The 11,603-nt window shown below is 67.3% G+C and carries 11 protein-coding genes and 1 pseudogene; 4 read left to right on the top strand and 8 right to left on the bottom strand.

Annotated elements, in window-relative coordinates; all coding sequences use genetic code 11:
• Positions 1-305: 305 nt before the first annotated feature.
• On the bottom strand, positions 306-590 hold the full coding sequence (locus ACFY1E_RS47165; protein ID WP_389088612.1) for a hypothetical protein: 285 nt from the start codon (positions 588-590) through the stop codon (positions 306-308).
• A gap of 214 nt (positions 591-804) precedes the next feature.
• Here ACFY1E_RS47165 and ACFY1E_RS47160 point away from each other — a divergent pair, with 214 nt between their 5' ends.
• Complete coding sequence (locus ACFY1E_RS47160; protein WP_389088610.1) at positions 805-1,623, top strand: DUF2785 domain-containing protein; 819 nt, start codon at positions 805-807, stop codon at positions 1,621-1,623.
• A 401-nt stretch (positions 1,624-2,024) separates the two neighbouring features.
• On the opposite strand, the gene ACFY1E_RS47155 is transcribed toward ACFY1E_RS47160, so the two are convergent.
• From ACFY1E_RS47155 to ACFY1E_RS47145, 3 genes are all read right to left on the bottom strand, one after another.
• Entirely contained in the window at positions 2,025-2,429 is a 405-nt protein-coding gene (locus ACFY1E_RS47155; RefSeq protein ID WP_389088608.1) for an STAS domain-containing protein, read from the bottom strand.
• A 360-nt stretch (positions 2,430-2,789) separates the two neighbouring features.
• Entirely contained in the window at positions 2,790-2,960 is a 171-nt protein-coding gene (locus ACFY1E_RS47150) for a hydrophobic protein (RefSeq protein ID WP_363263117.1), read from the bottom strand.
• Positions 2,961-3,109: 149 nt separating this feature from the next.
• A complete protein-coding gene (locus ACFY1E_RS47145; protein WP_389088606.1) occupies positions 3,110-3,535 on the bottom strand; it encodes a hypothetical protein in 426 nt (141 codons plus the stop codon).
• A 1,005-nt stretch (positions 3,536-4,540) separates the two neighbouring features.
• Here ACFY1E_RS47145 and ACFY1E_RS47140 point away from each other — a divergent pair.
• Together ACFY1E_RS47140 and ACFY1E_RS47135 are read left to right on the top strand one after the other, a co-directional pair.
• On the top strand, positions 4,541-5,875 hold the full coding sequence (locus tag ACFY1E_RS47140) for a bifunctional folylpolyglutamate synthase/dihydrofolate synthase (RefSeq protein ID WP_389088604.1): 1,335 nt from the start codon (positions 4,541-4,543) through the stop codon (positions 5,873-5,875).
• Between the two features lie 202 nt (positions 5,876-6,077).
• Positions 6,078-6,317: a hypothetical protein gene (locus ACFY1E_RS47135; RefSeq protein ID WP_389088601.1), complete on the top strand. Its 240-nt coding sequence runs from the start codon at positions 6,078-6,080 to the stop codon at positions 6,315-6,317.
• 680 nt (positions 6,318-6,997) lie between these two features.
• Here the strand turns inward: ACFY1E_RS47135 and ACFY1E_RS47130 are convergent.
• From ACFY1E_RS47130 to ACFY1E_RS47115, 4 genes and pseudogenes are all read right to left on the bottom strand, one after another.
• A complete protein-coding gene (locus tag ACFY1E_RS47130) occupies positions 6,998-8,311 on the bottom strand; it encodes a bifunctional folylpolyglutamate synthase/dihydrofolate synthase (RefSeq protein WP_389088599.1) in 1,314 nt (437 codons plus the stop codon).
• Between the two features lie 61 nt (positions 8,312-8,372).
• Positions 8,373-9,035, bottom strand: coding sequence for a molybdenum cofactor guanylyltransferase (locus ACFY1E_RS47125; RefSeq protein WP_389088596.1), 663 nt, complete (start codon positions 9,033-9,035; stop codon positions 8,373-8,375).
• 196 nt (positions 9,036-9,231) lie between these two features.
• Positions 9,232-9,931: pseudogene (locus tag ACFY1E_RS47120) on the bottom strand (isocitrate lyase/phosphoenolpyruvate mutase family protein).
• A gap of 298 nt (positions 9,932-10,229) precedes the next feature.
• Positions 10,230-10,814: a PadR family transcriptional regulator gene (locus tag ACFY1E_RS47115; protein ID WP_389088594.1), complete on the bottom strand. Its 585-nt coding sequence runs from the start codon at positions 10,812-10,814 to the stop codon at positions 10,230-10,232.
• A 108-nt stretch (positions 10,815-10,922) separates the two neighbouring features.
• Between ACFY1E_RS47115 and ACFY1E_RS47110 the strand changes: the two genes are divergently transcribed.
• Positions 10,923-11,600, top strand: coding sequence for an ABC transporter ATP-binding protein (locus ACFY1E_RS47110; protein WP_389088591.1), 678 nt, complete (start codon positions 10,923-10,925; stop codon positions 11,598-11,600).
• The last annotated feature ends 3 nt before the right edge of the window (positions 11,601-11,603 follow it).

Below are 11,603 nucleotides of genomic sequence, written 5' to 3'. Positions count from 1 at the left end.
GCTTCGCTGAGGCGAATTCTGCGGCAGGCTCGAGCCCGCCGCATGCCAGGCTCCTGCCCGTGATCGTTGAGGTCACACGTGTGAGATCGCCGACCGGGGGATACCGCGCATGACCCCTGGCGCCTTGCAGTGGCGCAAAGGGCTGAGTCCGGGCCGGGGAGTCCTGCCCCGAGGGCGTGGCGCCGCGGCCGACAACAGTGGTCGCCGGTCACGGCTTGCGGGCGAGACCCCGTGCTCGGCGAAACTGCTGGAGGCGGCCGCCCAGGGCGCCGGTGAGACGGCAGAGGCTTGCGGCCGGGCCTTCGTCAGGCGGCGACGAACTCCTTGAGCATCTCCTCCAGGCCGGCCAGCGTTTCGGTGACCCGTGTCCGGTAGCGCGCCGCGCGGACCGCGATGCAGGTGGCAGCGAAGTCGGCGAGTTCGAGGATCAAGGGGAAGAACTCGCCCTGGTCCCGGGCAAAGGTGCTCCCGAGCACTTCGCCCGCACTGCGCGTTGAGTTTCGAACCGCCTCCGGCCGCACCGCGTTCGGAGGCTTCCTGATGGCGGCAAGGAGTTCGTCGACCGTCTGCTCGGTCTCGTCCGCGAGCAAGGGCGCGAGCCCGGTCGCGGCGGCCGTCGTGCCGCTGGCGAGCAGGAAGATGCGGTCCTCTGGCGTCGGTCGCTTCTTGCCGGTTGCCGTCTTTCGCCGTGGTCGCTGTACCGGTCCTGCGTCCGCCGGCCGTTTCAGACGTCGTTTCAGATGGCGAGTCTGCGGTAGCAGATGGGGGCGCAGGCCTCCGTCGGCAGTGTGAAAGCCTGACGTGATGAGTGCTGACTTCGTCGACTGGCCGTCGATCGCGGCCGACGGCTTCCCCTTCCCCCAGACCGTACCGACGGCCCGGCTTGCCGACGAATTGTCGGCCATGCTGCTCTCGCCCGACCCTGAGATCCGTGACGACTACGCCTACACCGCAGCCGCCCGCTGGATCAGGGAAGGGCACCTCGACGACGTCCTCGAGGAACTCGGCGACACCGCCACCAGCCGATTCATCCACCCCGAGATACAGGCTCGGACCTTCGCACCGCTGATCCTCTGCTCCGTTGTGACGCGCGGACACACTGTCCCTGGTCTGGTGCCAAGACGGGCTGTGGAGCGCTGGTATGCCGAATTCTCGGCCTGGTATCCGGTAGAGCAGGACACTCGCGGCTGGGACGACTCCCTGGGCTGGCTGCACGCAGTCGCACACGGGGCCGACGCCGCTGCCGCATTCGCAAAAGCCCTGCCCGACCGTCGCACGGAACTACTTGAACTCTGTGCCCTCAGGATGATGGCCGCGCAGAGCGACTACCGATACGCCCAGTTGGAGGACGCGAGGCTTGCGCGGGCACTCCTGCGTATCCTCCAAGCCCCTGGCCTGAACCGTGAGCAGGCAACCAGCTGGCTTTCCCCGGTGGCGAAGGCCCTGGATGGAGGAGGCCCCGGGCCCGTCCCGGCCTGGGCGTTCAACACCTTTGCCACCCTCCAGTCCCTCCACCTGCACCTGACTCGAGGCCTCGTGGACGAAGACGTCCCGCCGCATGCCGAAGCAGTTGCCGCCCGTGCCGCCGATCTCCTTCGCCTGCCCTACTACTGGCTCGCCTGACAGGGCAGCTTCGGCAAGAGCGCAGGTCGTTCCCCCTGCTCCACGTAGCCTTCGCCGCGGTTTCACCCGGTCAGCCGACCGTAGCCGATGAGGGCCGCGGCTATGCCGACGAAGGCGAGAAAGTGCTCCGCCTTGCGTTCGTAGCAGCGGGTTATGCAGACCTGCCGCCCCGCAGACGGCCGGGCGTTGCGCCAGGCCGGGCGGTAGTCGGGCCTCTCATCAGCGTCTCCAACGGCGCCTTTCGGGCCCGGTGGCACCACCCCCCAGGTCATCCGTTCGACAGGGGGAACAGCCATGACGGGTCCGGAGGCCAGCGGCACTCTTGCAGGACCGCGAAAAACAAACGGGGGGGAACTATCGCGATCAGGCGCTGTGGGTATCGTCTGACTCTGGTTGATCTGCTATCGAGCCGCCTTGCCCGTCGTGACGTTCACGGTCTCACCGCCTTGCCCGAGGAGCGCTTCACAGGCCGCGTCCGCGCTCTCGAATATCCGGCAGCTCATACCGACCCCGGTCAGGTCGAGCAGACGTCGCACCACTTGACTGGGGGCGGCCAGGGACACGGATCCGTCGATGCTCCGAACCTCATTTATGGCTCGTATGATGACGCCCAGCCCAGAGGAGTCCATGAACGGTACTTCTGCCAAGTCCAGCACCAGGTGACGGCGTCCATGCACTACCTGGCCCGCGAGCTGGTGCTGCAGGATGAGGCCCGTGTCGACGTCCAGCTCCCCACCGATGGTGATGATCGCGGCGTCGGAGCCGATCACGGACACCTCGACACTCAGATTTGCCGGCTCGGTCACAAGCCCTCCTCGAACGGGGTATACGGGGCAGCAGCTCTGCTACCCCGTCCGACTACCTTCATCCCTGGACTGCAATGGGCCGGGGCCTGACGGGGCCCGCGGGCGATCGGACGGAACACCCGGCGTGAAGTCAGTGGCTGGAGGCGATACGCATCGGCCCCGCAGACAGGAGGAGCAGGGTTCCACTGCTGAGTCTGAGGGGCCGGTGCATGACCCACGTACCCTGCGGTGCGCCCGATAAGCCGGATCTCTCCCAACTGCTGCATACAGGCTTCTCTTTCACGCCAGTGGGCCCGGCCGTATCGGCCGGGCCCACTCATGGCTCGTGCATGGCGCGCTCCTTGCGCCGGTGTCCTTCGTCTACCAGCGGTACCAGCGGCCCCTGCGGCCTGCGCTGTCCGCGGAGCGGACGACGAAGCCGAGCAGCCACACGATGAGCACGATCACCGCGATCCACCACAGCGCCTTCAGGGCGAAGCCCGCGCCGAAGAGGATCAGAGCCAGCAGAAGAACCAGAAGCAGGGGAACCATCGTTATCAACCTCCTGGCAACCGGATGCCCTTACTCCAGCCCTACAAGCACACAAAATATGAGTTACTTCCAAGGAATGAGGGGCATACCCGCTGCCGCACGCCGTGCACGGTTCCCCCCTTTCTCGCACCTCACGCAGCGTGCATCACTCAAAGCCATGCCGTGGCCCCGGGTTGGACCGGCACGGGGCGCGCGTGCTGTCGAGGACGAACACGAGCGAGCCGTGGTGGAGCATCTGGCAGGCGATGCACCGCAGGGTCACGGACTTGCCGCCGCCCGTGGCGGCGTTGACCAGGATGTGCGGGGGACTCCGCGTCCAGGTCGACGGTGACGATCTGCCCTGCGGAGCCGATCCCGATGATGGGCGCGGACTCCTTGGCGGCGGCCACCATCTCGCGCACCTTGGGGTCTTTGAAGGCGACCTTGGCCGGGGGCTTGCGGGTCTTCTTGACCGTCACATACGTCTTGCGGCCCGCCAGGTGCCAGGAGAAAGTGGACCCCTCCAGGGCGAGCTTGGTGGTGATGATGTCGGCGACCAGGTCCTTGGAGAAGTCCAGACGACCCGGCACGTCCACGCGTATCTCCGCGTCGTCCTCGGAGAAGTTGCGTCGGGATGTGGAGGTAGCGGCGCGGGTCGGTCTGCTCCGGGAGCCTCAGCGGCAGCGCGAGGGCTTCGCGCAGCGGGATCACCCACTCCCGCATCAGCTCCCGGCGCTAGCGGGTCAGCGCGAGGTAGGCGGCGGTCCCGACGGCCGCGGTCGACGCCGCGGCGATCCCGGTCTGCTCCAGCACGGCGAGCGCGGGATCCGGGTCGGCCCATATCTCCCGGGCGGTGGCGAGGGTGGCGTCCTGGTGGACCCACCCGGCCTGGTAGCCGCCCGCACCGGCGGCGGCCAGCGCGCTGATACGGAAGGTCAGGCGCTTCCACCCGGCGCGGTAGGAGGAACGGGAGACACGGCCTTCGACCTTCGGCAGGACTCTGGTGCCCGATCGCCAGAACGTCGCGTCGTCCGCTTCACCCCGTCCATCGGCCGGCCGGCCAGGAACCGGCCGATGCCGAACATCAGGGCTTCAGCGGTCTCCTCCACCTGCTTGTCGAACTTCGCCTGTGCCATCGTCCGTGCCCTTTCGGTGTGCGTCCCGGCACCTCACACCCGGAAGCGGACACGAACCGTAAAGCCGTTGGCCTGCGCACAGAGCGCGGCGAAGGCGGGCCCTGAGCTGCGGTCTTGTGACGAAGCAGGCTAGTTGGCAAGAACGAAGGCGGGGTGCTCCAGGTCCGGGAGTTGTGACGCCTCGTGGCAAGGATGCCGCAGGTTAGTTGGCAGCCAGTGATCGCGGAGTGTGACCGGTCTGCCGGAGGATCGTGTCGGTGTAGTTCGGTAGGCGTTCGCGATGGCAGCCAGCCGTCCCGGTAGAAGGAGCCTTGGGTGCCGAGGAGGTGTAGCTCCGGGAGAACCGTCGGCTCATTCGTCGCCAGGTGTCCAAAAAGGGGCCGTTTGGGCACGCAAACCATCACCAAGCGCATCTAATGTGTCGCTTATGGTGACATGATCGGTTGGGTGGACTACCAACGCTGCGTGGACATCCTCGCAAAGGTGCATGAGAACCCCTCTGGGCTTCCTCGGAGGGTGCGGCAGGCGAATGTCTCCAGGCTGCTGGAGGTCCTGGGCCGTCCTGAGCGGAGGCTGCGGGGGATGCTGGTGGTCGGGACGAATGGCAAGGGATCGACGTGCGCGTTCGCGGTGTCAGCGGTGGCCGCGACCGGCGTACAGGTGGGGAGCATGCCCAGTCCGCACTTGCAAGAGCCCAGGGAGCGGATCCGGATCGATGGGGTTCCTGTCACGCGTGCCGAGTACGCTGCGGCGTTCACCGAGGTCTGGCGTGTGATCGAGCGGCACGGTCTGCCCGTCCTGGGCCAGGGCATCTACGCGACCACCGCGGCCGTGCACTTCCGACGTGCGAGTGTGGACCTGGCGGTGGCCGAGGCGAGCATCGGCGGGAGCAGGGCCGCAGCTGCGGAGCTCGGCTTGGACGTGAAGGTCGTCACCGGCATCGGACTCGACCACACCCGGCTGCTGGGCGGTTCCCTCACCGAGATCACTCAAGCCAAGATCGCAGGCGTGCAGGACGGGGACCATGTGGTTCTCGGCCGGCTGGTCCCTGAAGCAGCTACCAGCGCTGAGCGGGTCCTCAGGAAGCGGACGGGGCTGTCCGTGTGGCGCATGGACCATGAAATCCACTACACCGCCCGTGCTGTCGGTCGCGACGGCAACCGCGGCCCCGTGACGCTGGTGGATGTGACCACTCCCCGCGCCGTGCATCGCGATCTTCCCTGCTCTCTGTCCGGCGCGCATCAGCACCACAACCTCGCTCTCGCCATCGCCTCTGTGGACGCGATGGCCGAACGCGGTTACATCCGCGAGCCGGAGGGCGAACAGTTGCGCTCACGACTGGCAGCCACGCATTGGCCCGGCCGCCTTGAACTCATTCCCCGCGCCCGGTTGCGCAACTGGGCGGGCCGCGTCCTTCTGGAAGGTGCCACCAATCCGCAAGGTGTTGCGGCCGTCGCCCCGGAGATCCTGTGTCATGCCCACGCTGGCGACCACTCAGGCCCGCCGGTACTGGTCTTCGCCGCGATGCACGACAAGGACGTTTCCGGCATGCTCGTGCCACTACCCTCGGACTGGCCCCTGGTCCTTACCCGCACCGACTCGCACCAGGCCGCGAGCCCCAGCACCTTGCACAGCCACCTCATGCCCGGCCGCCGGGGGCCGTGCCTGACAGCCGAAGACACCCCATCGGCGCTGCACCGGGCCACCGAACTCGCCGGTCCTGGCGGCCTGATCGTCGTCCTCGGTTCACTGCGCCTCGTAGGCGAATCCCGCACTGCACTCGGCCTGCAGCCCGCGTGAGGGGACTCGCACAGAGGTGTTACGCAGAGTAGCCACAGAGCACAACAGCAACGTCATTTGCCAACAAGCGTGCTGATTTGCCACCTGTGCTGCGTCGTCACAGGTCTGTGGATATCTTTCCGGCCCGAAAATCCACAGGCGCCCCGCCTGTGCGGGCGCGGTCGGTACAACGATGGGGGGAGATCAACCTGGGTGGGGCTGCATGACCGAGCACGAAGACGCGGCGGCGCGCGCAAAGCGATACGAGGCGATGGCCGCCCTGTACGTCAACAAGGCAATGGAGGGCGATGCGGGCGCGGCGCAGCTGGCACAGACGCTCGCGTCGCTCGCGGCCGCCGCCCGGATGGAGCGCATGGACTGGCGTCTACGGGTGCTCGGTGGCCAGCTCGAAGACGTGAAGAAGTCGATGGACCTTCTTCGCCGCAAGCTGCCCGAGCGGTGACGTCCATCATCAGTAGAAGGTGGCGAGGGTGCGTGCGACCGTCGCGACCGTCACCGTCCTGAGCGGTGGGGTCCCGAGGCGGCCATCGGTGAGACGGAGAAGGGCTCAGCGCCAGAGGAAGAGCAAGGGGGAAGGACCGCTTCGACCTCCCCAGGCTTGGGCGGCCCTTCCCCGTCAGGCACCGTCCGGTTACCCGGACCTACGCCGACGGAGTGCGCGAACACATCGAGTCCGCCATCCACCAGCAGCGGTCCACACGACCGCTGGCCACGACGGCTCAGGCCAGTCCTGCGGGCCTTCGGGCCTTCGGGCCTTCGGGCCGACCTTGCACTCGCCCGCGAGGAGATCCGCCGGCTCCGGGGCGAGCGCGACCAGCTGCAGCACACCGTCCGCCGCCACCTCGGCCAACGGCTCGACCAACTCGGCGCCCGGGGCCTTGTCGCCCGCGTCCAGGAGCTCACCGAGGCCAACACTCGCCTCGAAGCGAACCTGCACGAAGTGACTGTCGTGAAATCCCGTCTCGAGCGCCACGTCGCCGATCTGGAAGACGAACTTGGCGCGGCACGGATCAGCCTCCGCCGAATGATCAAGGCTCAGAGCAAAGGAGGAGCGGCACCCCCCTGACTCACACAGCCGTGGCCCATGAGTTGCGGTTGTGAGCGAGACCTCCGGATTAGCTGTCAGCCGGGCGGGAGGCCGAACAGATCGCGGACGCGGCCGACCAGGAGGTGGGTTCCCAGAACCGCGACGAGGCCGCCATTCCCCACGAGTTCGGTGGCGTAGCGGACGGCGTCAGCGGTCTCCTCCTGTACGTACAGTTCTCGCCGTGGCGCCAGGGCGGTGCGCAATCCGGCCGGGGATGCCTCCCTGGGGTGTCCGACCCGGGTCAGCACCACCGGCCAGTCAGCAGGCAGCGGTTCCAGCAAGGTTGCCGCCTTCTTGTACCAGAGGGCGCCGAAGACCAGGGCTGTGCGCTGAACGGCGCCGGCGTGTCGCAGGAACTCCGGGGCCACGGCGGCCACACCTTGATGGTTGTCGGCGGAATCGAGGAGCAGGCGTCCGGTCCAGGAGCCGAGGCGGGCCGGCGCCAGCAGCTCGAGGCGGCCGGGCCAGCGGGCCGCGGCCAGACCGCTGCGCAGGGCGTCCTCCGGGATACCGGGGATCGATCTCCGTTCGGCCAGCGCGTCGATGCCCGCCACGGCGAGAGCCAGATTGCGATGCTGGTGCTCCCCGCGGAGCGGACAGGTTAGGTCCCTGTGAACGGCGTTCGGGGTGGCCACTTCCAGCACGGTGCTCCCGTCGCGGGCCGTGCGTGGCCGACAGCGGATTTCCTGGTGGAGGCGCCAGACGGTTAACCCCGTGCGATGGCAGAGGACGCCTTCCACAGCGTTCGCCGCCTCCTCGGGTAAATCGCCGAGCACGACATGGTCGCCGTCGCGGACAATGCCTGCCTTGTTCCTCGCGATCTCGCCCAGGGTGTTTCCCAGTAGATGCTCGTGGTCCAGTCCCACTCCGGTGATGACCTTCACTCCGGGGTCGAAGCAGTTGACCGCGGCGCGCTGACCGCCGATGTTTGCCTCAAGGACGGCCAAGTCCACTTCGGCGATGGCGAAATGAACCGCCGCCGCGGCCGCATGCACTCCTCCTGCATTGACGACAAGGCCGGTGCTCCTGAGGGCGTCGTCAACCTTTGTGAAGGCGCGATGACATGCGAGCGAAGAGATGGGCTCCCCGTTGATGCGGATGCGTTCGGTGACGTGCTGCAGGTGCGGGCTGGGCATGCTTCCGATGCGCATCCCGGCCGCGGCCAACGCGGAGACGGCGAACGCGCAAGTTGACCCTTTCCCGTTGGTGCCGACGACGGTCATGCCCCGTAGGTTGCCTCCCGGGTCACCGAGGGCTTCGAGGAGCTGGTGCATCGCGCTGATACCGGCTCCGTTGAACTGGTAGCGACCGATGATCTCTTGACACGCCAGGTCTTCCTTTGTTGCCAACTGTGCCTCGCAACCGAATTGATGGGTGGGAGATGAAAGCGAATGCGTGCTCGAAGACCGATCAACCGGCTTTTGACTTCAGGCAGGCCCGGGCAAGTGCTACCGCTTCCCAGGTGTCGCAGTCGAACGACACTCCGCCGACATCAGGCACGTACCGCAGGGCAAGAGAACGAGTCAGTACACGGATAGGCAGTCCGGCCAACATCCCGTGCTGAGCGAGGGTTAGCGCAAGGCCCCGCCGCACGGCTGAGGTCCGATACGCGGCGAACAACGGATTGTCCCGGCCCTGTGTCTCCAGCATGGCTGCGCCCTCGATCGCAGAACCGGCAGCCTGACGCAGCAACTCCGTGACTGATTCCTGCCGCACGAAGGGAAGATCCGCCGCCAGGACCACCACGAACGGCGCGCGTACCCAGCGCATTCCCGCAGCCAGCGCCGCGAGCGGCCCGGCATGCGGAGGCTCCTCACGCACGTGATGTACGTGGTGGACGGTGGCTCGGGGCGGGCCCACCACAACCGTCCTCCCGGCCCCCATGCATGCCTCGATCGCCCGGTTGAGCAAGGACATGCCGCCAACGGACACCATCGGCTTGTCCGCTCCGCCTAAACGCTGGGCGCGCCCTCCTGCCAGCACCACCGCGTCGTAGTACTCGCCTGTGTCTCCTCCGGGATCCTCTCCGTTGCTGTTGAGGGAACGCCTTGTCGACCGGCCGTCACAACGCATACCTGCCCCGTTCAGCCTTGCCTCTGGCAACGCAAAGGCTTGGTTGTCGTTCGGAGCTCGAAGACTCTCCTCAGGGAAGGATCGGGCCTGTGAGGTGGAGATTCCACCTGTTCCAGGCCAAGCTGGACGGCACCAGCGCAAAGGTGCACCTGGCTCCACTGTTCCGAAGCAATCGCACTCGGGGCCGCGATGGGAGTCAAACGCTCCTAGCGTCGGGGTCACGCCGGTCCCCGTGAACCGCCGCCGCACGAACTTGCCTCATGTGCCCTATAAAGCTCACACGCCTCTCACCAGCAGGTTCACGCGATAGCACTAGATAAGCGCGGAAGGGTACCTGGTCGGCCAGTTCTCGTGCGGCTCTCAGCAGGTGGCGGTACATCGCGCGGGCGATGCTGCCGCCGACCGTGACCCGCCGTACGCCGAGTTCCCGCAGGTCGTCCAGTGACAGCGTGCCGCCGGTCAGGCCCATCACCACGTTGAGCGGGCCGTCGAGTTCGCGCACCAGGATGCCGATCAACTCGGCATCGGCGGCACCCGGCACGAACGCGCAGTCCGCCCCGGCCGCCAGGTACGCGTTGGCCCGCCGGATGCACTCGTCGAGCGTGCCCCCGACTAGCAGCACATCGGTCCTGCCGACCAGTACGAAGGGTTCGGAGGCGGCGTGGTAGGCGTAGACGGTGTGGTGGTTGGGGAAGTCGTGCGGGAGGTATTTCCAGGGGATTCCGGGGGCGTGAGATGTAGAGGAGCGCGTTGAATACGTCGCGCAGGTCGACCTTGGCCGGCTGCCTGGTGGGCCTGCGATCGAACCGGGCCTTTCTCCAGGCCGTCAACGTCGGCTCGATCAGGGCCCATCGGGCGTCGGAGAGGTCACTGGGGTACGGCTTCCGCTGGCTCACGCCCTAGCGTGATCATGGATGCGGCAGTCGGTGCTGTTCCGCTGCTGCTGGGCGTTTCTGCCTGATCTTCAAATCAGACGGACTTCGTGCACGAGAACCGGAGTAAACGGGCAGCCAACTCCGCAGTTCGATGAACGCGAGGGTGCGCGCATGGGGCAAACACCTCAACCCTGACGGCCGCGAAAGCTACTTACCGGCACAGACCATCCCTAAATGCCCACAGAGGTTCTGTCCGCCTCGTTTGTAGTGATCGACGCGAGCCTGGTGCCGGAGTCGTCGGCGCCGTGTCTCACAGCCGTCAGGCCCCTTGCCGGCCCTCAGCCTCGCGGGTCTCGGCCTGTGGGGCTGCGGCTTTGGGGTGTTGGGCGATGGGGGCGAGGCGTTGGGTGGCCGTGTCGAGGAGTTCGAGGTCGGCCTTGGTGTGGGCGATCGCCCCGTCGATCAGGAGGCTGACCAGGGGATCGTCCGCTTGGGTACGCCGTAGCCGGGTCAGGCCGGCGAGTTCGGCGACGTAGGTCTGCCGTTGTGCGGTGATGAGTGTGGCGAGGGCGTCGGGACCGAGGGAGGAAGCGCCGAAGAGTTTCAGGAACAGTTCGTCCCGGAAACCGCCGGTGCGCACCCAGGCGCTGGTGGCCCAGTCCTGCAACTCCTCCTGTCCGGTGGGCGTGAGGGTGTAGCGGGTCTTGTCGGGGCGGTCCGCCTGGCTCACATGGGACGGGACGACGTAGCCGTCCCGGACCAGGCGCTCCAGTATCTGGTAGAGATGCCCGATGTTCAGGCCGCCCCATTGCGGGCCCATGGCCTTCTCGAACCGGCCCTTGAGTTCATAGCCGTGGTCCGGGCCGTCGGCCAGCAGCGCGAGCACCGCGTGGTGAAGCGGCATGGATCCTCCTGCAACGCCATTTACATGTCGTGTGCATTGTGACAATGTACCGCTGCATTGTGCCAATGCAGGAAGGGTGGAAGCTCGGTGGATGTGTCGTTACGAGGCGTGACGCGCCGGTATGCGGACCTGGTCGCGCTGGACGCCGTCGACCTGCGTATCGAGTCGGGGGCCGCCGTCGCGCTGACCGGCCCCTCGGGTTCGGGGAAGTCCACGGTGCTGCATCTGCTCGGCGGAATGGACCGGCCCAGTGAGGGAACGGTCGGGGTCGACGGCGACGAGCTCACGGCACGGCGGCTGGACGCGCACCGCCGGCGGGTCGGTTTCGTCTTCCAGCGCTTCCATCTGCTGCCGGCCCTGACCGTGCTGGACAACGTCCTGGCGCCGGTGCTGCCCCGCCGGGTGGACTTCGACCGGCAGGGGCGCGCGCGGGAACTGCTGGAGGCGGTCGGCCTGGCAGAGCGTGCCGACGCACTGCCGTCGGAGCTGTCCGGGGGCCAGCAGCAACGCGTCGCGATAGCACGGGCGTTGATCAACCGGCCCGGACTGCTGCTGGCGGACGAGCCGACCGGGAACCTGGACAGCACGACCGGGCGGGAGATAGTCGAGCTGCTGCTCTCGCTGCGCGAGCGCTACGGCACGACCACGCTGGTCGCCACGCACGACGTCGAGGTGGCCGCGAACTGCGACCGGATCGTACGGCTGCACGACGGCCGGATCGTGGCCGACGACCGGGTGACGCCGGATGACGACGTCCTCGGCCGTCTCGGAGGCCTGCGTCCGTGATCG

The sequence above is a fragment of the Streptomyces sp. NPDC001604 genome, from assembly GCF_042893475.1.
In the GTDB taxonomy this organism is placed as follows: domain Bacteria; phylum Actinomycetota; class Actinomycetes; order Streptomycetales; family Streptomycetaceae; genus Streptomyces.
This window is presented reverse-complemented; position numbering and strand designations above follow the sequence as displayed.